Origin of the sequence: Kordiimonas sp. (genome assembly GCF_048260245.1) — a bacterium.
GTDB lineage: Bacteria > Pseudomonadota > Alphaproteobacteria > Sphingomonadales > Kordiimonadaceae > Kordiimonas.
This window is the reverse complement of sequence record NZ_JBLXGZ010000001.1, coordinates 181,429-203,333: the sequence shown is the minus strand read 5'-3', so window position 1 is coordinate 203,333 and position 21,905 is coordinate 181,429. Positions and strand designations below refer to the sequence as shown.

The 21,905-nt window shown below is 53.2% G+C and carries 22 protein-coding genes; 16 read left to right on the top strand and 6 right to left on the bottom strand.

Going from position 1 to position 21,905, the window contains the following annotated elements:
- Positions 1-5 precede the first annotated feature (5 nt).
- Entirely contained in the window at positions 6-1,934 is a 1,929-nt protein-coding gene (locus tag ACN0VM_RS00925; protein ID WP_417448949.1) for a SurA N-terminal domain-containing protein, read from the bottom strand.
- Between the two features lie 252 nt (positions 1,935-2,186).
- Between ACN0VM_RS00925 and tpiA the strand changes: the two genes are divergently transcribed.
- The 4 genes from tpiA to ACN0VM_RS00905 all read left to right on the top strand — a co-directional run bounded on the left by tpiA (position 2,187) and on the right by ACN0VM_RS00905 (position 6,081).
- Positions 2,187-2,936: a triose-phosphate isomerase gene (gene tpiA / locus ACN0VM_RS00920; RefSeq protein WP_417448948.1), complete on the top strand. Its 750-nt coding sequence runs from the start codon at positions 2,187-2,189 to the stop codon at positions 2,934-2,936.
- A gap of 164 nt (positions 2,937-3,100) precedes the next feature.
- Complete coding sequence (gene secG / locus ACN0VM_RS00915; protein ID WP_417448947.1) at positions 3,101-3,430, top strand: preprotein translocase subunit SecG; 330 nt, start codon at positions 3,101-3,103, stop codon at positions 3,428-3,430.
- 120 nt (positions 3,431-3,550) lie between these two features.
- Positions 3,551-5,182, top strand: coding sequence for a CTP synthase (locus ACN0VM_RS00910; RefSeq protein ID WP_417448946.1), 1,632 nt, complete (start codon positions 3,551-3,553; stop codon positions 5,180-5,182).
- Positions 5,183-5,295: 113 nt separating this feature from the next.
- On the top strand, positions 5,296-6,081 hold the full coding sequence (locus ACN0VM_RS00905) for a hypothetical protein (RefSeq protein ID WP_417448945.1): 786 nt from the start codon (positions 5,296-5,298) through the stop codon (positions 6,079-6,081).
- Between the two features lie 2 nt (positions 6,082-6,083).
- Here the strand turns inward: ACN0VM_RS00905 and ACN0VM_RS00900 are convergent, their stop codons facing one another.
- A complete protein-coding gene (locus ACN0VM_RS00900) occupies positions 6,084-7,613 on the bottom strand; it encodes a M20/M25/M40 family metallo-hydrolase (protein ID WP_417448944.1) in 1,530 nt (509 codons plus the stop codon).
- Positions 7,614-7,763: 150 nt separating this feature from the next.
- On the opposite strand from ACN0VM_RS00900, the gene eno reads away from it, so the two are divergent.
- The 12 genes from eno to ACN0VM_RS00840 all read left to right on the top strand — a co-directional run bounded on the left by eno (position 7,764) and on the right by ACN0VM_RS00840 (position 18,629).
- Positions 7,764-9,038 (top strand): phosphopyruvate hydratase, encoded by a 1,275-nt coding sequence (gene eno, locus ACN0VM_RS00895; RefSeq protein WP_417448943.1) that lies wholly within the window; start codon positions 7,764-7,766, stop codon positions 9,036-9,038.
- A gap of 124 nt (positions 9,039-9,162) precedes the next feature.
- A complete protein-coding gene (locus ACN0VM_RS00890) occupies positions 9,163-9,486 on the top strand; it encodes an FtsB family cell division protein (RefSeq protein WP_417448942.1) in 324 nt (107 codons plus the stop codon).
- A gap of 170 nt (positions 9,487-9,656) precedes the next feature.
- Positions 9,657-10,688, top strand: coding sequence for a pyruvate dehydrogenase (acetyl-transferring) E1 component subunit alpha (gene pdhA, locus ACN0VM_RS00885; protein ID WP_417448941.1), 1,032 nt, complete (start codon positions 9,657-9,659; stop codon positions 10,686-10,688).
- 14 nt (positions 10,689-10,702) lie between these two features.
- The gene (locus tag ACN0VM_RS00880; protein ID WP_417448940.1) at positions 10,703-12,124 is read left to right on the top strand and encodes a pyruvate dehydrogenase complex E1 component subunit beta; all 1,422 of its coding nucleotides are present in this window, start codon (positions 10,703-10,705) and stop codon (positions 12,122-12,124) included.
- A 238-nt stretch (positions 12,125-12,362) separates the two neighbouring features.
- Complete coding sequence (locus tag ACN0VM_RS00875; protein ID WP_417448939.1) at positions 12,363-13,688, top strand: pyruvate dehydrogenase complex dihydrolipoamide acetyltransferase; 1,326 nt, start codon at positions 12,363-12,365, stop codon at positions 13,686-13,688.
- A 23-nt stretch (positions 13,689-13,711) separates the two neighbouring features.
- Complete coding sequence (locus tag ACN0VM_RS00870; RefSeq protein WP_417448938.1) at positions 13,712-14,071, top strand: cupin domain-containing protein; 360 nt, start codon at positions 13,712-13,714, stop codon at positions 14,069-14,071.
- A 2-nt stretch (positions 14,072-14,073) separates the two neighbouring features.
- Positions 14,074-15,471, top strand: a complete 1,398-nt coding sequence (lpdA, locus tag ACN0VM_RS00865; RefSeq protein WP_417448937.1) for a dihydrolipoyl dehydrogenase — start codon at positions 14,074-14,076, stop codon at positions 15,469-15,471.
- 9 nt (positions 15,472-15,480) lie between these two features.
- Positions 15,481-16,092, top strand: a complete 612-nt coding sequence (locus ACN0VM_RS00860; RefSeq protein ID WP_417448936.1) for a DUF5655 domain-containing protein — start codon at positions 15,481-15,483, stop codon at positions 16,090-16,092.
- Positions 16,092-17,006, top strand: coding sequence for a lipoyl synthase (gene lipA, locus ACN0VM_RS00855; RefSeq protein WP_417448935.1), 915 nt, complete (start codon positions 16,092-16,094; stop codon positions 17,004-17,006). Before ACN0VM_RS00860 ends, lipA begins: the two co-directional genes overlap by 1 nt.
- A 14-nt stretch (positions 17,007-17,020) precedes the next feature.
- Positions 17,021-17,779 (top strand): DUF3667 domain-containing protein, encoded by a 759-nt coding sequence (locus ACN0VM_RS00850; RefSeq protein ID WP_417448934.1) that lies wholly within the window; start codon positions 17,021-17,023, stop codon positions 17,777-17,779.
- Positions 17,780-17,842: 63 nt separating this feature from the next.
- Positions 17,843-18,286, top strand: coding sequence for a type II toxin-antitoxin system RatA family toxin (locus ACN0VM_RS00845; RefSeq protein ID WP_417448933.1), 444 nt, complete (start codon positions 17,843-17,845; stop codon positions 18,284-18,286).
- Positions 18,287-18,353: 67 nt separating this feature from the next.
- Positions 18,354-18,629, top strand: coding sequence for a hypothetical protein (locus ACN0VM_RS00840; RefSeq protein ID WP_417448932.1), 276 nt, complete (start codon positions 18,354-18,356; stop codon positions 18,627-18,629).
- Between the two features lie 6 nt (positions 18,630-18,635).
- Here the strand turns inward: ACN0VM_RS00840 and ACN0VM_RS00835 are convergent, their stop codons facing one another.
- From ACN0VM_RS00835 to ACN0VM_RS00820, 4 genes are read right to left on the bottom strand one after another with little or no spacing between them, the layout of a single operon-like run.
- Positions 18,636-19,130, bottom strand: coding sequence for a CinA family protein (locus ACN0VM_RS00835; RefSeq protein ID WP_417449030.1), 495 nt, complete (start codon positions 19,128-19,130; stop codon positions 18,636-18,638).
- A complete protein-coding gene (locus tag ACN0VM_RS00830) occupies positions 19,130-20,134 on the bottom strand; it encodes a YeiH family protein (protein WP_417448931.1) in 1,005 nt (334 codons plus the stop codon). Before ACN0VM_RS00830 ends, ACN0VM_RS00835 begins: the two co-directional genes overlap by 1 nt.
- Positions 20,134-20,652: a phosphatidylglycerophosphatase A gene (locus tag ACN0VM_RS00825; RefSeq protein WP_417448930.1), complete on the bottom strand. Its 519-nt coding sequence runs from the start codon at positions 20,650-20,652 to the stop codon at positions 20,134-20,136. Before ACN0VM_RS00825 ends, ACN0VM_RS00830 begins: the two co-directional genes overlap by 1 nt.
- Complete coding sequence (locus tag ACN0VM_RS00820; RefSeq protein WP_417448929.1) at positions 20,652-21,866, bottom strand: bifunctional 2-C-methyl-D-erythritol 4-phosphate cytidylyltransferase/2-C-methyl-D-erythritol 2,4-cyclodiphosphate synthase; 1,215 nt, start codon at positions 21,864-21,866, stop codon at positions 20,652-20,654. The genes ACN0VM_RS00825 and ACN0VM_RS00820 overlap by 1 nt, the downstream gene beginning before the upstream one ends.
- Positions 21,867-21,905 lie beyond the last annotated feature (39 nt).

The window sequence follows — 21,905 nt, the reverse complement described above, 5'->3', positions numbered from 1 at the left end:
AGTGTTTACTGCTCTGCCTGGCTACGGAAAAGCTGTTGCACGATATTGCGGTTTACCTCGGGCTCGTAGATATCCAGTAGATGGCTTTGATATGCCTGAATCAGCTCGTTCTGATACTGGGCAACAAGCTGTTCGTATAGTCTATCAACGGCGACCGCATTTGATGCCGGTTCGCCAGGCATAATGCTGTCCACGCGCACCACAACATAGCCATTGCCGTCGGCCGCCCGCTCTGCATCGATTTCGCCGAGCGGCAGATCGAATATGAGACTGCGGATATTCTGCGACAGGCCCGAGTTGCCGTCAGCAGTACGGGTTACATTTTTTGCGTCAAATGATGTACCTCCCAGCTCGTCGGCGATTTTTTCTGCGTCCTCGCCAGCCATCAGCCGGGTTTTCGCCTGTTCCGCAATCACCGCCGCCTGACGTTGACGTTCTTCTGCCTGCCAAGCTGTGCGCACCTGTGGGCTAACGTCCTCGAAGCTTTGTTGTACAGGCTCTTGAACCTCGGCGAGTTCCACGAGGTAGACACCTTTAGTGTTATCTCTTGGGTCAAGATCCTTGACCTCAGGTTCTATTCCCGTTTCCAGCCGGAAGGCTTCCTGCATGACAGCATATTCGTTTTGCTGGGTTACCACCTGTTCACCGGATGGGTTTCTACCCTGTGTGTCAATCGCGGTAACTGTGGCCAATGGCAACTCAAGCTTTGCGGCGACTGGTGCGAGTGACCCATCTTCAGCTATCGCGTCTTCAAGGTCCGGCAAGAAGTCGAACATGAGATCAATCGCGTGCTCTTCGCGAAGGCTGGCTTCAATTTCAGCGCGGGCGTCGTCGATGCCGACTGTGTTCCCGGGTGTCACAGCGTCAACCTTAAAGACGCTCCAGCCTGCGATACCTTCTATGGGGGAGGTCAGGGCACCGGTCTCAAGAGCAAAAACAGCCTCGGCCGTATCACTGTCGAAACTTGTACGGAGGTCTTCATAGCTATTGGCGCCAAGAGTGATTTCTGATTGTGTAAACTCGGTTGCTTCGGCGCCAGCTGTCACAAAATCCGCGCCGCCTTTAACGGAGGCTATAAACTCTGAGGCAGCCTCTTCTGACGGGAAACTGACCTGAAGCAGTGAACGGGTCTCTGGCTTCACAAATTCATCACGACGGCTGTCATAGGCTGCAATGATATCATCTTCGATCAGTTCAACTTTATCGGTGAATTGTGCCGGCGTAAGCATAATATAACGATAGCTGCGGCGTTCCGGCGTCATGTAGTTTGCTTTCGAAGCCTCATAATAGGCTTCAAGCTCTTCCGTCGAAGCGGCGGCAATGCTGGTAATATCGCTGGCTGAAAAATTGATCATTGCTGCGCGACGACGTTCTGCCTGCCAAACATAAAGTTCTTCTGCGAAGGCGCGGGGCAGTAGCTTGCCACCGTCGAGGCTACCCATGAGTTGGTTACGCGCGATGCTGCGACGCAGGTCGCTGTAGAGTTCAGATTTGGAGAAGCCGGCACTTTGAAGCGCGCGTTCCATCATTTCCGGGCTGAAACTGCCATCTGGCGCCTGAAATGCCTCGAAAGAGCGGATTTCCTTAGCAAGTTGAATCTCAGTAGCTCGTAGCCCCATGTTTCGCATATGTTCGGCGACGGCGGCGTCTGACACCATCTGGCCGAGCACCTGCTGGTCGAGGTTCATCACCTGGATAATTTGCTCGGAGGTCATTTGTCCACCAAACTGCTGCTGCAGTTGTTGGGCTTGCCGCTGGACGGCGTTGGCGTAAACCTGCGTCGATACCTCAGTTTCCCCGACTTTGGCCACCGTTCTGGTGCTGCCGGCCAGCATGCCGGGGCCAATGCCCCAAATGGCAAAGGCTGCAATGAGCAGACCCAAAAGGACTTTGACAAAAATGGAGTCCAGTGCCCCACGAAGATTGAACAGCATGCACTCGTGCTCCCGTCGGTAAAACGCTACTTGTTGTTCGGTGGTAGTGAATGATACCACCGGCTATAGGGCGCGCATCATAAGCATGGTTTTTCGCGCTCGCAACAAGGGAAATAGCAGAAAACGGCGATATCGTCAGGTGTGGGTGCTCTTGCCTGAGGCCCGACGCTCGGAAAGCCTAGTCATCCTTGTATCAATTTGCTAAGGAGCGCACCATAAAGTCAGCATAAAAACTATAACGAGGTCGCAATTATGAAACCGACTGCTCTGGTTGCAGGAAACTGGAAAATGAACGGTCTGATGTCAAGTCAGGCTGAACTTGAAGCGCTTGCCGGTATGCTGAAAGACGGCGGGGACGCAGATTGTGATGTACTCATCTGCCCACCATTCACGCTGGTGTCCGCTTTTGCGTCAGCCGGCTATGCCGGAGTGGCGATTGGCGCGCAGGATTGTCACGCTGCTCAAAGTGGTGCGCATACCGGTGATATTTCCGCCGAGATGCTGCGTGACGCAGGCGCGAAATATGTCATTGTTGGTCATTCTGAACGACGCGCGGACCACGCAGAGACAAGCGCATTGGTGCAAGACAAAGCATCAGCGGTTCTATCGGAGGGGTTGAAGGCTATCGTTTGTGTGGGGGAAACGGAAGCAGAACGAGACGCGGGGCGCACTCTTGATGTGGTGCTGTCGCAAGTTGCAGAATCAGTGCCAGCCGCTGCAACACCCCACAATACTATTGTCGCTTATGAACCTGTATGGGCAATTGGTACCGGCCGAACGCCAACGGTGGCCGACGTTGCTGATGTTCACGCCGCATTAAGAAGGGCTCTGATTGAGCGCTTTGAAGATGCAGGCGAAGGCTTTGCTATATTATACGGCGGCTCGGTAAAGCCCTCGAATGCCAAAGAGTTAATGGCGGCCGACAATGTCAATGGGGCCTTGGTTGGTGGTGCAAGCCTCAAAGCCGCTGACTTGAACGGTATTATCGAAGCTTATCGCTGATATCGATGCTATAAGAAAATTAATCTAGGCTTTGCCTGTAATTTGCGCTTGGCAAAGCCTACCTTGATGGGATAGAAACCGCGCTTTGAACAGTCCGTCAATTTTGCATGGTTTGCATAATGTCGTTGGTGGGCGTCAGTCAGAGAGTTTTTAGGATAGGTTATATGGAAACCGTATTACTCAGCATCCACCTTATAGTGGCAATTGCCCTTGTCGCGGTTATACTGCTTCAGCGCTCTGAGGGTGGTGCACTGGGAATCGGTGGTGGTGGTCAGGGTGGCATGATGACCGCTCGCGGCGCTGGTAACCTGCTGACGAAAGCGACAAAGTGGCTCGCGATCGTTTTCCTGGCAAATTCGCTTCTTCTTGGATGGTTTGCCGCCAACAAGCGCGGCGAAGATGCCGTGCTGGATGCCGCGGTAGAGCAAAGTTTGGAAGAGGGCGACAGCCAGCTCCCTGAAATACCAACCGTTCCTGAGGACGGTGAGGGTTGAGAGACTGCAAAGCGGGGGCCAAGAGCTCCCGCTTCTCTTTGTGTAAGCTAGTATTGGTAGAGGTGTCCCAGCCTGAGGCTGCTGGGTAGCTGTGTGCTTTTTGGATTTATGAGAGGCTTCATGACGCGCTATATTTTCATTACCGGTGGTGTGGTTAGTTCTTTGGGGAAAGGCCTTCTGTCGGCCTCTCTGGGGGCGCTTCTTCAGGCTCGGGGCTATTCCGTGCGCCTGCGCAAGCTTGATCCTTATCTAAATGTAGACCCTGGAACCATGAGCCCCTACCAGCATGGTGAGGTGTTCGTTACCGATGATGGTGCGGAAACCGACCTTGACCTTGGTCACTACGAACGATTTACGGGGGTCGCTTCGCGCCAGAGCGATAATATTACCTCTGGGCGTATCTATCAGCAGATCATTCAGAGAGAACGTCGCGGCGATTATCTCGGCGGCACTGTGCAGGTCATCCCGCATGTGACTGACGCCATCAAGGAATTTGCGCTGGCCGAGCAGGACGGCATTGATTTCATTCTTTGTGAAGTGGGTGGGACGGCTGGTGACATTGAAGCGGCCCCCTTTATGGAGGCCATCCGCCAGTTGTCGATCGAACTGGGTAAGGGCAGGTCGATTTTTGTGCATCTCACTCTTGTGCCGTATCTGGCAGCCGCGGGTGAACTCAAGACCAAACCAACCCAGCATAGCGTTCGGGACCTGCGGTCTATCGGTATACAGCCGGATATACTTGTTTGCCGGTCCGAGCATCCGATACCTGACGGTGAACGTCGCAAGATGTCTCTCTACTGCAACGTAGCAGAAACTGCGGTAATTCCAGCTATGGATGTTGGAACAATCTATGAAGTCCCAATATCCTACCACAAGGAAGGCTTGGATATTGAGGTGTTGAAGGCTTTTGGCCTCGCGCATTCGCAAAAACCAGATTTGGCAACATGGGAAGACATCGTTGACCGGATCAAGAATCCTGAGGGCGAAGTGACCATCGCTGTGGTCGGCAAATATACCGGCCTGAAAGACGCCTATAAATCGCTCAACGAAGCGATTATGCATGGCGGGATAGCAAACAAGGTCAAAGTGAACATAGAATGGTTTGAGTCTGAAGTATTTGAGCGTGAGGATGCCATGTCACGGCTGGAGAACGTGCATGCGATCCTTGTGCCTGGTGGTTTTGGCAAAAGAGGGACAGAGGGCAAAATCGCAGCGGCTACTTTCGCACGGGAACGCGGCATACCATATTTTGGCATTTGTCTCGGCATGCAGATGGCAACGATTGAAGCGGCCCGAAATCTTGCTGGTATCAAGGATGCTGGCTCGACCGAGTTTGAGGAACAGCAAAATCCAGTGGTTGGCCTGATTACGGAATGGGTGCGGGAGGACGGCAGCGTCGAGAAAAGGACCGAAGATACCGATCTTGGCGGCACCATGCGCCTTGGCGCCTATGAGGCCCACCTGAAGGAAGGTTCTAAGGTCGCGGAAATCTATGGTAAAACCGAGATATCCGAACGTCACCGGCACCGCTACGAGGTCAATATCGGCTATGTGAAGAAACTGGAAGAGGCCGGCATTCTGTTTTCCGGTATGTCGCCAGATGGTGAACTGCCCGAGATTATGGAAATTCCAGGTCACCCTTGGTTTATCGGTGTGCAGTATCATCCGGAGCTGAAATCAAAACCATTTGATCCTCATCCTTTGTTTGCCAGTTTTGTGGCTGCTGCACTGAAGCAAAGCCGCTTAGTATAAAGCGCTTGAATTCCATCGGAACGTGCAAGGGGGCGAAACGGCCCCCTTTTTGCATTGGTTGATGTCAGAGGGTAAAATATGCCTATTCGGAGGGCTATGAGAGAGAGCTTGTTATGCTTCGTTTCATTATCTTAATGCTGTTGTGTACACCGATCAGTTTCACCGCTGTTGCAGCTGACGAGGAAGAGCGGGCGGCGTTGGCGTTCGAGACCTTCGGGGCTTTTGTGATTCAGTACGCCGACGTGCGCGACGAAGACCAACTCAGAAGTATTGACAGGAAAGTTGAGCGTATTTGGCAAGATTTTACACGCTATCACGGAACCTCGAGCCCTCTAGTGCCGAAGTTTGCACTCATCCGTGCTCGTAGCGCGACAGCTGCCAGAGATGAAGACAGGGCAGTACCTCTGTGGCTCGAAGCTATCAAAGCGAATGCTGGATCGTCTCCTGCGTTTATCATGGGACTGGATATTGAGGCCGCGCAAGCCGCCGCCAAAGTCGGTGATATAGAGCAGGCAAAACAATTTTTCGCCTCAGCGCGAGCCTATGCGTATGTGCGAGGGGAGTTAGCCGACGAAGCCAGGCTTCAATTAAGGGTGATGGAGTTACAGATTCTGGGGGCACGCATGGCATGGAGGGACCTGAATGATGCACTATTGGACCTGAGAGAAGGTTCGCAAAGGTTTCCTATGTGGACCTTGCCCCGCCTCGAATCGTTACTCAGCGAAGCAGAAATTCGGCTGGACGTTGCACCCGAAGGACGAGAAAAGCGGGAAGATCTATCTCGCCTCAAAGCACAGATTATACTCATGCAAAAGGGCATGAGCCGTAACTTGCCGGCAAGTTTGATTATGCGTATCCGCACACTCTATTACGCGCTTGAAGATCGCTACGCGCTATAGTGCTAGCTGCCGAATTTTTTTAAAATGGCGGCATATACGTCAATCGCGTCCCACAGGTTTTGGAGGCGAATGTTTTCATCCCGTCCGTGTTGGTTGTTGTCATGATTCGCGACCGGCAACAGAATGATTGGGGCCTCCAATTCTTTTTCAAACAAGTATATCGGTAAGCTGCCCCCCATTGTTGGGGTTAGAAGAGTTGCTTCACCGTCAATATCGTTGAGGATACTAATCAGTTTCCGGGCAACAGGGCTGTCTAGGTCGCTACGAAAAGCGCCGTAACCGCCGGCCACCCATTCAACTTTCAGTACTTTTTCATGTGCCATCAGTTCTTTATCTGTAGGCTCATCATCGGTTTGCCAAAAACCTTCTGAATCAAAAAATGCTGTCAGCGAAGCTTTTAGATTGTCGGGGGTCTGGTCCGGTACCAGACGCAGATTGAGCGAAGCGGTCGCACTGGGCATTATGATATTGCGAGACTTTGATCCCGTACCCCCGCCTTCAAAGCCCTTGATCACGATCGCCGGTGACATGATCAGTTCCTCAAGTCGCTTGCCACCCCCGTCGGTATCGCCAAGCGCGAGATCCGCTTTAAGGGCCTCGTCCATGTGGGGCAGGGCGGCGATAGCTTGCGCTTCGGCCTCAGACATCGGGCGAACGTCATCAAGGTATCCTGGTACAAGTATACGCGCCTCTTCGTCCTTCATTTTAGCCAGTAACTGCACAAGCCTGTCATTGGGGTTGGGGGCCCAGTTGCCGTAATGTCCGCTATGAAGCGGCCGTTTGGGGCCATATGCTGTGAGGTGTACCGTCATGGCACCGCGCACGCCAAACACCAATTGGCGTTGACGGCTTTGGTGCATGGGGCCGTCGCAGAACAACAGAAGGTCGGACGTTAGCCTGTCGCGGTATTTCTCAAGAATGCCCCCAAGCGTCGGTGAACCTGCCTCTTCTTCACCATCAAGAATCAGTTTGATGTTTACGCTGGGCGTCTGGCCTGAGGCTTCAAGGCCGTCCAGGGCCGCCATCAACGCGATAACCGGAGCTTTGTCGTCGCCGGCTGATCGCGCGAACAGCCGCCATTCCGGGTCAAAACTCTCTCCCCTCTTGGGCCAGTTGATCAGCTTGGCACCAGACTCCACCGTGCCGTCGCGCAGCGTGGGTTCATAGGGCGGCGTGGTCCAGTTTTCCGGCGCAACCGGCTGGCCGTCAAAATGTGCATATATCAGTATAGTTTTTTGGGCGCCCGACACCTTCTTTTCTGCGATGACGTAGGGCGCGCCACCAGCAGTCACAATTTCACCTGTGAAACCACGTTTGCCGATATAATCCGTGATCCAATTGGCATTTTTCATCATATCGTCGCTGTCTGACGCGACATTTGGCATGGACAGGAAGGTTCGGAAGTCCTCCATGATACGGTGAGCATTCTTTTGCGCATAAACCTTCACAGCTTCGTCTGCGAGGGTGGCTGGTGAATTCAGCATCAACCCTGCTGTAAAAATAGCGGCTATGGTGCGTGAAAGATACTTCATGGTCGTAACCTCCCTTTTGATTAGACTGTACCGCAGAGGGGGTGTTTTTCCAGCTTGAAAAACCTCAGACCTTGCAGACCCGCCATTGAAAGGGTAACAATCCGCCGGTAATTTCTCTTTTCCCCTTCAGAGCATTTAAGGAATACGCCCATGAGTGCCATCATTGATATCATCGGCCGTGAAATTCTCGACAGCCGCGGCAACCCTACAGTTGAAGTAGACGTCATTCTTGAAGACGGCGCTTTTGGCCGCGCGGCGGTGCCGTCTGGCGCATCGACAGGTGCCCATGAAGCCGTTGAACTTCGTGATGGTGGGGGGCGCTACCGCGGCAAGGGTGTACTCAACGCCGTTGAAGCCGTTAACGGCGAACTGTTTGATGCGCTTGTGGGGCTCGATAGTGAAGACCAGCTTGGTATTGACCAAGCCATGCGTGACCTTGACGGCACGGAAAACAAAGGCCGTCTTGGGGCCAACGCAATTCTGGGCGTATCGCTTGCTATTGCCAAAGCCAGCGCGGACAGCTGCGGCTTGCCGCTTTATCGCTATCTTGGCGGACCAAACGCCCATGTATTGCCGGTGCCGATGATGAATATCATCAATGGCGGCGAACATGCAGATAACCCGATTGATGTTCAGGAATTCATGATCATGCCTGTCAATGCTGACAGCATCCGCGATGCTATCCGTATTGGAGCCGAGATTTTCCATGAACTCAAATCAAAGCTGACGGCCGCAGGCCACAACACCAACGTTGGTGACGAAGGTGGTTTTGCCCCGAACCTGAACGGTACGGTTGATGCGCTCGATTTTATCGTCGAAGCAATCAAAAGTGCCGGCTACGCGCCGGGCGAAGACGTTTACCTTGCGCTCGATTCCGCATCGACCGAATTTTTCAAAGACGGTAAATATGAACTCAAGGGTGAAGGCAAGACGCTCGATAGCGCCGGGCTGGTAGATTATTACGCCGATCTGGTAGCCAAATATCCGATTATTTCGATTGAAGATGGCATGGCCGAAGATGACTGGGACGGCTGGAAAATGCTGACTGACCGCATTGGCAGCAAGGTACAGCTTGTGGGCGATGATCTGTTCGTGACCAACCCGGCACGCCTTGCCGACGGCATCGAAAAAGGCGTTGCCAATTCCATCCTTGTGAAGGTCAACCAGATTGGCACGCTCAGCGAAACGATGAAGGCGGTCGAGATGGCTCACCGTGCTTCCTATACTTCTGTGATGTCGCATCGCTCCGGCGAAACCGAGGACGCGACGATTGCGGACCTCGCAGTGGCGATGAACTGTGGCCAGATAAAAACAGGTTCGCTCGCGCGGTCAGACCGGTTGGCGAAATATAACCAGCTTATCCGTATTGAGGAACAGCTGGGCGCTGCTGCGGTTTATGCGGGTCGTTCCATCCTGAAAGGGTAGGGCTTCACTCTAAGACACGAGGCTCCAGCCGATCAGGCTGGGGCCTTCTTTTAACCTACAAAAAATTAGTGGTGTTGTTCCTTTTTTCTTGCTCCACCGATTCGCTTATGAGATGATTCGAATCATGAAGCGAGTCGGAAAAATATCACGCTATTTGGGGCAGGCATGGATGGCCGGGGTTTGGCTGTTCCTGTTTGGATATTTTGCCTTTCACGCCTTTCAAGGCGATAATAGCCTTGCTGCTCTAAAACGTCTTGAAGTCCAGGGGCGTGAACTGGCTGAGCTTGCGCAGGGCGTGGCCGCTGAGCGGGCGGCGCTTGAGGCACGCACCGGTAAGCTTTCAAATCAAGCACTTGACCCGGATATGTTGGAAGAACAGGTACGTCTGCGTCTTGGTTTTACCCACCCTGACGAGGTCGTTGTTTTTCTTCCTACTTCGGGTCGTTGATTAACAAAAAGCAAGTTAATCATAAAAAAGTTATACATTTCAAATACTTATACCCTATTGCAAATTAGTTAAATCGGCGCTATCCATGGTTCCCAGACGCTACGGCGTAAGGCATCCTGCCTCGACCTATTTCTGGACCCGTATCTAGGACCTATTTCTGGAAGGCCGACATGACTGCAAAAAAGACGACTAAGAAGTCGACGGCATCAAGCCGTCGCCGCAATTCCGGTCCGGCGCTATATGATGCGTCGAACGATGAACTTGTTGAACTTTATACTCAAATGCTGACCATTCGGCGCTTTGAAGAAAAAGCTGGGCAGATGTATGGCATGGGCCTTATCGGAGGCTTCTGTCACCTTTATATCGGACAGGAAGCTGTTGTTGTCGGAATCCAGACGGCGCTTAAAGACGGCGACTCTGTCATCACAGGCTACCGCGAACACGGGCATATGATCGCTGCCGGTGCCGACCCCAAGGGTGTCATGGCCGAACTTACAGGCCGCTCGGGTGGTTGTTCGCGTGGTAAGGGCGGCTCTATGCACATGTTTGACCCTGAGCGTGGTTTTTATGGTGGGCACGGCATTGTGGGCGCGCAGGTTTCGCTCGGCACCGGTCTTGGTTTTGCAGCCAAGTATCGTAAATCGGACAATGTATCTGTGGCTTATTTTGGTGACGGTGCCGCAAACCAGGGACAAGTATACGAAAGCTTCAACATGGCGCGTATCTGGAACCTGCCGGTGATCTATATCATTGAGAACAATCAGTATGCCATGGGCACGAGTGTCAGCCGTTCGTCGTCGCAGATTGAGCTGCATCGACGTGGTGAAAGCTTCAAGATTCCCGGCAAGCAGGTAGACGGCATGAACGTGCTGGAAGTGCGGGCGGCGATGGACGAAGCTGTCGCACACTGCCGCAAGGGCGAGGGGCCCTTCATTCTCGAAATGAAGACATATCGCTATCGCGGTCATTCCATGTCTGATCCGGCGAAATACCGGTCCAAGGAAGAAGTGCAGAAGATGCGCGCCGAACATGATGCGATTGATCAGGTCAAGCAGCGTATTCTGGACGCAGACATTATGGATGAAGCGGCGCTGAAGGATATTGATAAGGAAATCAAGGCGAAGATCGCAGACGCGGCAACATTCGCGACAGATAGTCCAGAGCCTGAACTTTCTGAACTTTATACTGATGTGCTGGCGTAAGGGAGCATCCACTCATGGCAATTAAAATCACTATGCCGGCCCTGTCTCCCACCATGGAAAAGGGTACACTGGCGAAATGGCTCGTCAAAGAGGGCGACAGCATCGAATCCGGTGATGTGATCGCAGAGATCGAAACCGACAAGGCGACAATGGAAGTCGAATCGGTCGACGATGGCGTTATCGCCAAGATCGTCGTTGCCGAGGGCACCGATGACGTACCGGTTGGGGAGTTGATCGCTATCGTCGCGGAAGAGGGCGAGGACCCGAAAGACATTGACGTCGATTCAGCACCAGAGCCGCAAAAGGCTGACGACAAAGGCGCTGAAGATGACGGAAAAGCTAATATCCCGGAATCGCCGAAGGAAGACCCGGACGAACAGGACGCTGGTTTCGCTGGCGCGGTAGTCTCCAGCGAGAACCTGCAGGACCCGGAAATTCCCGAGGGCACCAAAATGGTCAAACTTACAGTGCGCGAAGCGCTGCGGGATGCCATGGCTGAAGAAATGCGCAAGGACGGCGATGTTTTTGTCATGGGTGAAGAAGTGGCAGAGTACCAGGGCGCTTATAAAGTAACCCAGGGCCTGCTGGACGAATTTGGCGCCGATCGTGTGATCGACACGCCGATTACCGAGCACGGCTTTGCAGGCCTTGGCGCGGGTGCGGCTTTTGCTGGCCTCAAGCCTGTGATTGAGTTCATGACCTTCAACTTCGCCATGCAGGCGATTGACCATATCATCAACTCGGCGGCCAAAACGCGCTACATGTCTGGTGGCTTGGTGTCATGCCCGATTGTGTTCCGGGGCCCGAACGGCGCGGCAAGTCGTGTGGGCGCGCAGCACAGCCAGAACTATGCATCGTGGTACGCCAACGTGCCGGGTCTGAAGGTCATTGCGCCCTATGATGCTGCTGATTGCAAGGGCCTGTTGAAGGCGGCAATTCAGGATCCGAATCCGGTTGTGTTCCTTGAAAATGAGCTGATGTACGGCGAAAGCTTCGAAGTGCCGGAGCTGGACGACTATGTACTGCCCATCGGCAAGGCGCGTATTTTCCGGGAAGGCGCGGATGTGACAATCGTATCTTATTCCATCACGGTTGGTGAAGCGCTAAAGGCAGCCGACAAGCTGGCGGATGAGGGTATCAGCGCTGAAGTCATTGACCTGCGCACGATTCGCCCGCTTGATATCGACACTGTTATTGAAAGCGTGAAAAAAACTAACCGCTGTGTAATCGCGGAAGAAGGCTGGCCTCAGTGTTCGGTGGCTTCTGATGTGTCGGCACAGCTGATGGAAAAAGCATTCGATTGGCTCGACGCACCGGTAACGCGGGTGAACAGCGCTGATGTGCCATTGCCATATGCCAATAACCTGGAAAAAGCTGCGGTCGTCGGTGCCGATGATATTGTAAAGGCTGCGAAAGCAGTGTGTTACGCGGACTAATTGAGAAGCGTGAATGAGAAGAAGAAAATGGCGTCGTCTTATTAATCGCTATGGCTTGAAGTCCGCTTTTCGAAGCACCAAGGTTAAATTGGATTATCGTGATCCAACACTAGGTGGGAGAAGCGGCGGGACCGGCGAAGGAAAGATGACGCTGTTTATCATCGGGATGGTCTTGGTCATCGTTGTTTTCATTCAGCGCTAGAAACATATTCCTGTCACAAGAGATAAGGCTACTGCCATGGCTATCGAAATTTTCATGCCTGCACTTTCGCCCACGATGGAAAAGGGCACGCTTGCCAAGTGGTTGGTGAAAGAAGGCGATAAGGTCGAAAGCGGCGATGTGATCGCCGAGATCGAAACCGATAAGGCGACGATGGAGGTCGAGAGCATAGACGACGGCACCGTTGCCAAAATCCTTGTGGATGAAGGCACAGACGATGTGCCGGTTGGCAAGATTATCGCCATGCTCGCCGAAGAGGACGAAGATGTCTCTGACGTTAAGGTCCCGACCGACGACAAAAAGGCCGAGGCTGCCCCGAAGGCTGAAGAAACAGATGATGCTGAGGAAGAAAAGCAGGAAGAGGTTAAACCTTCAAGTGCTTCTTCTGAGAAAAAGCCTGAAGGCAAGCCGTCAAAAGCCGAGGGTGAGCGCATCAAAGCATCGCCACTGGCCAAGCGTATTGCAAGCCAGGAAGGCCTTGACCTCAAGGCGCTTGACGGCACTGGCCCCAATGGCCGCATCGTGAAACGCGATATTGAAGCCGCTCTTGAAAAAGGTGTAGGCAAAGCCGATGAGGCTACGCCAGCGGCAAAAGAAGGCGCGAAAGCACCAGCCGCTGCAGCATCGGCACCTGAATATGGCCCGCATGACGATATTCCGTATCACGAGGAACGCCTGTCGAACATGCGCAAAACTATTGCGCGCCGCTTGACGGAATCGAAGCAGCATGTGCCGCATTTCTACCTGACCATCGAGTGTGAGCTGGATAACCTGCTCGCGCAGCGTAAGGTGCTGAATGAGAAGCTGGCTGACAGCGGTGTGAAGCTTTCGGTTAATGACTTCATTATCCGTGCGACGGCTCTTGCGCTCAAGAAAGTACCTGCGGCCAATGTGCAGTTTGCGGGTGACAAGATGTACTGGTACGAGCGCGCGGATATTTCCGTGGCGGTCGCCATTGAAGGTGGTCTCGTGACCCCGGTTGTACGCGGTGCGGACGCTATGGGGCTTTCCGATATCTCAAAGGCGGTTAAGGACCTGGCTACTCGCGCGCGGGACGGCAAACTGGCTCCGGAAGATTATGCAGGCGGTACATTCTCTATCTCCAACTTGGGTATGTACGGCATTAAGGAATTTGGTGCGGTGATCAACCCACCTCAGGGGGCTATCCTGGCCGTCGGCGCAGGTGAACAGCGTCCGGTGGTGAGGGACGGCGCGCTTGCTGTTGCGACCGTGATGAGCTGTACCATGTCGTGTGACCACCGTGCGGTTGACGGGGCGGTTGGCGCAGAATTCCTCGCGGCCTTCAAGAGCTATGTTGAGGACCCGATCACGATGCTGCTTTAAGCTGCTGTTTGAGGATTGCTGCAATGGACGTAGTTAATCTCAAGAAAAAACTGGCGGGTTTCAGTGAGCATTGGTCACCGAAACTTGTTGGCGAACTTGATGGGTATCACGTCAAGCTGGCGAAAATCGAAGGTGATTTTGTCTGGCATGCCCATGACGGGGAGGATGAGCTTTTCCTCGTGATCGACGGTCGTTTCCGCATGGACTACCGCGACCGGCAGGTTTGGGTAGAGGCAGGCGAGATGGTTATTGTGCCTAAGGGTATTGAACACAAGCCCTATGCCCGAGATGTTTGCAGCGTTCTGTTGATTGAAAAAGCTACTACCGATCATACCGGTGGTGTTGATGATCCACGACGCGTGGAAAATCCCGAAAGGATTTGAGTATGGCTGAGAGTTTTGATCTTGTTGTAATCGGTGGCGGGCCAGGTGGTTATGTGGCGGCGATCCGTGGCGCACAGATGGGCATGAAAGTCGCCTGTGTAGAACGCGAGCTTCTGGGGGGCATCTGCCTCAACTGGGGCTGTATTCCAACGAAGGCGCTCTTGCGCTCAGCCGAAGTGTTTCACCTTGCCAAAAACGCCAAGGATTATGGCCTGAAGATTGACAAGGTGGATTTCGACCTTGACGCCATAGTGCAGCGCAGCCGCGGCGTTGCGAAACAGATGAACGGTGGTATCAAGTCCCTGTTCAAAAAGAATAAAGTGACGCATATCGAAGGCGAAGCTAAGATTACTGGCAAGGGCAAGGTCGCTGTCAAAGGTAAGGATGGCAAGACGACCGAACTTACGGCCAAGGACGTGATCATCGCGACCGGTGCCCGCGCGCGGGAGCTGGAGCACCTGAAAGCGGATGGTGAACTGGTGTGGACATATCGTCATGCGCTTACACCGAACACAATGCCCAAGAAGTTGCTGGTGATCGGTTCCGGCGCGATCGGTATCGAATTTGCAAGTTTCTTCAATGAGCTTGGTTCAGACGTTACCGTGGTTGAGATGATGGACTGCGTCCTGCCTGTGGAGGATGCAGACATCTCCAAATTCGCCGAGAAGTCGTTCAAAAAGCAGGGCATGACGATCAAGACAAAAGCGTCGGTGACCGAGCTCAAGAAGGGCAAGGACAGCGTGACCTGCGTGGTTGAGACCGACGGAAAAAAAGAAGAGATTACCGTTGACCGTGTGATCATCGCTATCGGCATTACCGGCAACGTGGAAGGCCTTGGCCTTGAAGACGCAGGCATCAACGTTGACCGCGGCCATATTGTCACCAACGAGTGGGGCCAGACCGGCGTGGACGGGTTCTGGGCTATTGGTGACGTGGCTGGTGCACCGTGGCTCGCACACAAGGCATCGCACGAAGGCATTATTGCTGTTGAGAAAATCAATGGCGTCAAGGGCCTGCACCCGATGGATAAGGGCAACATTCCGGGCTGTACATATTGCCGGCCGCAGGTGGCATCGGTTGGTCTGACGGAAGCGAAAGCGAAAGAGCAGGGCCATGAGGTGCGTGTTGGTAGCTTCCCGTTTATTGGTAACGGCAAGGCCGTCGCGCTTGGTGAACCTGAAGGCATGGTCAAAACCGTTTTCGACAAGAAAACCGGTGAGCTTCTGGGCGCCCACATGGTTGGCGCGGAGGTAACGGAACTTATCCAAGGTTACGCAGTTGCCCGCACGCTCGAGACGACGGAGCAGGAATTGATGCACACCGTCTTCCCGCACCCGACGCTGTCAGAGATGATGCACGAAAGTGTGCTCGACGCCTACGGCAAGGCGATCCATTTCTAGGAGCCAAAAATGAAATTCAGGGTTCACCCAAGCGTTTCTCACATTCAGGCGATGCTGGCTAATATGGAGGAGCGCACGGGCAAAAGCCCTGACGGTTGGGCGGATGTCGCGCGCAGTTATGACCTCGCAGATATGGGTGCCCTTGGTGCCAAGCTGAAGGCGGACCATGGGCTCGGCAAGCCGACTGCATGGCTGCTGGCGAGTTATGCGCTGGGTGAGACACCTGAGGACTACGACGGTGATGCCTACCTTGCCCGCGCACCGCACCTCTTTGATGCTCAGTTTTCAGGTAAAAAAGAAACCTTGAAGCCGCTCGCGGAAAAAGTGATTGGGTGTTTGCTTTCCCTTGGTGATGACGTGGGCGTGAGTCCGACGAAGACCATGGTGCCCATCTATAGACATCGAGTATTCGCTCAGGTAAAAGCTGCTACGCAGACACGGCTGGATGTCGGCATGGCGCTTGGGCGTTATGGTAGCGAACTTCCGGGCCGTGTCAAAGATACCGGCGGGGCTGCAAAAGGCGACCGTATTACCCATGTAATAGGGGTAACGGCAGACGAGCGGATCGATGATGAGCTTATCGGTTGGCTGCGCAAAGCTTATGAGTTGGATGACAAGTAATGAGCACAGAAGACAAACCGCAAAACTATCAGCGCAAACCAAGCTGGATCCGGGTTAAGGCACCCGTGAGCAAGGAATATGCGGAGACGCGCAAGATGATGCGCGACCTGAAGCTACATACGGTCTGCGAAGAGGCGGCGTGCCCGAACATTGGCGAATGCTGGAAACAGAAACACGCCACGATCATGATTTTGGGTGATACCTGCACACGCGCTTGCGCCTTTTGTAATGTCAAGACTGGCCGCCCAATGGCGGTTGACCCGCTCGAGCCTGAGAATACTGCGATTGCTTGTGCGCAAATGGGCCTCAATCACATTGTCATCACCTCTGTCGACAGAGATGACCTGGCGGATGGTGGTGCAAGGCAGTTTGTGCGTGTGATTGAAGAACTGCGCAAACACAGCCCCAATACCACGATCGAGATTCTGACACCGGATTTCCGCAACAAACCGGGCGCCATTGAAATGGTCGCAGAAGCAAGGCCGGATGTATTTAACCATAACCTTGAGACCGTACCGCGGAACTACCCAAAAATTCGCCCCGGCGCGCGTTACTACCATTCGCTACGCCTTCTTGAGACTGTGAAAAAAGTGGATCCGTCGATTTTTACCAAATCGGGCATTATGGTAGGCCTTGGCGAGGAACGCATGGAAGTGAGCCAGGTGATGGACGACATGCGCATGGCGGATATCGACTTTATGACCATCGGCCAATATCTGCAGCCAACACCACGCCACGCCAAGCTTGAGAGGTTTGTCACGCCCGACGAGTTCAAGTCCTATGAACGGATGGGCAAGGGTAAGGGCTTCCTTTTGATCTCAAGCACACCTCTCACGCGTTCGAGCTATCATGCTGGTGATGATTTCGCCAAATTGCGCGCCGCGCGCCAGCGTCACCTCAAAGCTGCTGAGTAGGCGAAGGAAATAAGGTGGAGCAGGCGCAAGGCAAGAGTTCTGCTACATGCTGCAACTGCGGAGCCGGGTTGGATGGCCTATACTGTTCTCGGTGCGGGCAAAAACACCGTGGACATACCCTTGATGCGAGTGAATTGGTTGGGGAAGCTTTAGACTCGGTTGTTAAGGTTGATTCCAGGCTTTGGCGCACTATTATCGAGCTGACCAAAAACCCGGGCCGTCTCGCCCGCGATTACGCGGCTGGACAACGCATCCGCTACGTTAATCCGTTACGCTATTGTTTCGCTGCAATTGCGCTATCTATCGCGCTGACACTTTCAACAGGCGAATTTGCCCTCTTGAGCACCAGTGTACTGCCTGGGAGCGCTATGGTGGCGCCCAATGACCCGGCGTTGGCGCAACTTACCGCGTTCATGGCAAAATATCTGAATGTCATGACGTTACTGTCCGTGCCGGTTTATGCACTGATATTGCGCATATTATTTCATCGCTCAGGCTATGGTTACGCCGCGAATTTTGTTTTCGTCTGCTTCATTGTGGGCCATGCCGCACTTCTCAGTTGTGTGGCGACACTTTTTAATAGTTATGTTTATTTTCTCGGAATTGTGCCCGCGCTCCTCATCACCAATTTTGTCTATATATACGGTGCCATGCGCTTTTATGAACGAGGCTTTTGGCTTGCGGCTTCCTATGTGAGTATCGCGTCTGTTCTGTATTTTGCTTTAGTTTTTGCGGTTGCATGGGCGAGCTTGGACTTCTGGATGCCAACTTAAACCTTCACCCTTGTGACCAAGCTTTGACGTCGTTATAAAGCCTCAAAATACAGAGGTTTTTTTGTGCCCCATTTTGCTGAAAAGAAGCTATTGCCGTATACGCCTGAGCAGCTGTTTTTGCTGGTTTCGGATGTTGCGAGATACCCTGAGTTTTTGCCGTGGTGTACTGGTGCCAGGGTCTATAATCGCAAAGACGGGCAGTTTGATGCTGATGTTATCATTGGCTTCAAAATGTTCAGTGAACGGTTCACCTCGCGCGTTCGCTTTCAGGAATTCAGCAGAGTGGATGTCGACTATATCAAAGGCCCGATGAAACGGTTGTATAACCACTGGCACTTCACGCCAGAGGGCGAGCATTCCTGTATGGTGGATTTTGAGGTTGAATTCGAGTTCTCCAGCCGAATGTTGAACCAGCTGATCGGCGGGCTTTTTGGTGAGGCGTGTAAAAAAATGGTTCACGCTTTTGAAGATAGGGCACAGGAGGTATACGGCCGGTCGGGACATTGACGTGGGTCAAATACAACCATGTGCACGCAGTGTATAAGAAGGTTCCTGCGATATAGAGGAGCTAACCATGTCAAAATATCTGCATAAACTTGCCGAAGCGTTGCGCAGCCGTGAGAAGCTTTTGGAAGATCATTCCGAACATCCAGCTTTTGAGTCTGAAAGCGGTGATGAGTTGAAGGCGGAATACGATAATCTGATTGAGGAAGTCCAGGCCTTCTCAAAGAAACTCGAAGCCGCGCGTGCTAAAGGTGCTGACTTTGATGAACATTATGAGCGTGAGATCAATGACGAGCATGACAAAATCAGCGTGAAAATCGACGCTTGGTCCAAGAAACTTCCGTGAGCGTTTTCAATCAGAAATAACCAAGTACAGTGTTTTTAACGCTTCGGTGATGGTTAACTGACGAACGCGATCCCGGCCAATGTCACCAAAGCGGTATTCATAAGCTACGGGCGCTTGGCCCAGACAGGCCACGCCAATCCAGACAAGACCAACCGGCTTTTCTGCGCTGCCGCCACCCGGGCCTGCCACGCCAGTAACCGCAACGCTGATATCCCCACGCGAGTTTGCCAGTGCCCCATAGGCCATCTCTTTTGCCACAGCGGCAGAGACAGCGCCAAAACGGGTGAGACTTTCGGCGCTTACGTCCAGCATCTGGCTTTTCGCTTCGTTGGAATATGTCACAAAACCCCGGTCGAAAACATCCGATGACCCGGCAATTTCGGTAAGGGCGCCGGCTATCAGGCCACCGGTGCAGCTTTCGGCCGTGACAAGCATCATGCCCCGCAAGCGTGCGGCCGTCAGGACTGCTGTTGCCAAATCAAGAATGTCTTTGCTGAACATCATGCGCCAATCATGGGTAGGCACAGCAGCACAAGCCCCGCGAGCCAGATCGTTTCCACCACCATCAACATCACCGGTCTCCAGCCAAGCGTTACAAGGCTACGGAGGTTACTTTTAAGGCCGATCGCAGCGATAGCTGTTATGAGACACGTTCTTGAGAAAGTGGTCAAGGCCGACTTGGCCTCGACAGGAATAGCAATAGCGCTGTTGAGAAGGGCAAATGCAACAAATGCGACGAGGAAACCCGGTATGAGGGTGGGCTTTTTCGCGTTGGGTGCTGTGTTTCTATGCGCCCGAAAGACCATCACAAAAATCAGAACGACAGGCAATAGCATGGCGACGCGCATCAGTTTTGTAAGCGCTGCCAAGTCGCCGGCTTCAACGGAGATAGAGTAGCCCGCTCCGACGACTTGTGCGACGTCATGAATGGTGGCGCCGATAAAAATGCCGGCCTCAGTGTCGGTCATTCCACTCAAGCCGCCAATCATGGGGTATATGATCATGGCCAAGGTCGAAAGCGCTGTAACACCAACGACTGCAAACACGGTGTCGCGCTCCTGCTCGTCACTTTTAGGCATAACGGCGGAAAGCGCCAAAGCGGCGGATGCCCCGCATATGGCTACAGCCCCGCCTGTCAGCGCACCAAACCGGCGCTTGAGGCTGAATAATCTGGCAATCAAGAGACCAAAGATTATGGTGGTAATGATTCCTGCCGCCATCATCAGAAAAGTTTTCCAGCCCAGTGTCACGACGTCTGCAAATGCGATGCGGAAGCCGAGAAGAGCAACCCCGATGCGTAAAACTGTACTACTAGTGAAAGCGATGCCGGCTTGTGCCTTGGGGTCTTCATGTATGAAATGAAGCGCCATCCCTAGAAGAAGAGCAAACAACATTGCTGGAGCGCCATAATGTTCGCCAAGAAAACTGGCGGCAAGACCCACTGTCAGCGAAATTACAAATCCGGGGAGGATTGTGGTAATCTGTTCTCTGGTATAACGAAACATTAAATAAAACCATCTAACAAACCTGTTGCTAGAAGAACGCATATACCAAAGGCTGCCAAAATGCCAGCGGCTATATCGTCAACCATTACACCAAAGCCACCAGTAACTGTTTTATCCAGCCAGCTGATCGGCCATGGTTTAAGTACATCAAAGAACCGAAACAGAACAAAAGAGAGCGTATAAAGCAAATAGGAGTGAGGCAGGGCAACGAGCGGTACAAGAGCTAGCCATTGTCCCGCGACCTCGTCAATGATGATTTCCGGCGCATCGTGGATGCCGGCAGCTTTTTCAATTTGATTGATCGACAGGCTTGAGATCGCAGTAACTACGATTACTGCGGCGATTAGCTCTGCTTCTGTAATGCCGAGTGAGATCATGCTGATGCCAAGAATGAGGCCTTGTAGCGAGCCCCAGGTGCCAGGCGCTGGCTTGAGCATGCCCACGCCGAACCCAGTGACGAACCAAAAGTGGGGCGATTGCGCTCGCGCATTCCATGTTCGGAGGGAAACTTTTGCCATCAACAGTCTCCCATAGGTAGGCGGACCGTGGCTGTCGCTTGTGCAGCGATGCCTTCCTCCCGGCCCGTAAAACCCAACTTTTCAGTGGTGGTTGCCTGTACGCTGACGCGGCTTGTGTCAACATCCAGTAACTCGGCAATGCGCGCTCGCATGGCATCACGATGCGGTCCTATTTTTGGTTTTTCGCAAATGAGACAGACCGCGACATGCCCGATAGCCCCGCGTTTTGCGTGCACGCGGTCGCGAGCGAACGCGAGAAAGACGTCACTAGACACACCTCGCCATCGGTTATCGTTTGGCGGGAAATGTTGCCCGATATCACCATCAGCAATGGCGGCGAGAATGGCGTCAGTGAGGGCGTGCAGCCCGACATCTGCATCTGAATGCCCTTTTAGACGTTTGGTGAATGGCACCCTGACACCACACAGCCATACACCGTCACCTTCTTCAAAACGGTGCACGTCATAGCCAATGCCAGTACGTATGTCACCCTGCGCCATCATCATCATATTTTCCGCCTTAGAGAAATCAGACCCGGTTGTCAGTTTGAAATTGCGCTCGCTACCTTCCAAGAGTCGCACCGTGACGCCATCAGATTCGATAACCGCAGCATCATCCGTCAGCTCTTGCCCTCGGGTTCGCTCGTGGGCGTTGAGCAGGGCTTTAAAGCGGAAACCCTGCGGCGTTTGCACTGCGAAAAGTTTGCTGCGATCGACGGTGTGTTGAATAAGATCATTTTCTACGTATTTCAAAGTATCAACTACCGGCATGCCGGGCACGACCGCCAGGTCGCCTTCCTTAAGGGCAGCTAAGACGCGTAGAACAAGCTCTGTGTCTACGAATGGGCGCGCCGCGTCGTGTACCAGTACATAATCTGGATGTTGGCTCTCAAGTGCACGAAGGCCGTTTAGCACACTTTCCTGACGAGTTCTCCCTCCTGAAATAGCAGGTAGAACTGAATAGCAATCTGAAGCGCGCGCGTAGAGATCTGCGTTGTCTGGGTTGATGACGACCTGTATCAAAGCGTCGGGACAGGCGTCAATCATGGCTCTAAGTGTATGAGTTAAAAGCATTTCACCACATAGTGAGCGATACTGTTTGGGTAGGCTTCCGCCCGCACGACTGCCACTGCCAGCAGCCACGATCAGCACTGCAATTTTGGGTGGTCTCGGTTGCGAAATCTGTGTCTGGCTTTTTGTCATAACTTCTGGCATAAGCGGTGCCTAATATTTAGGCAGCGACGTTTTAGGTTA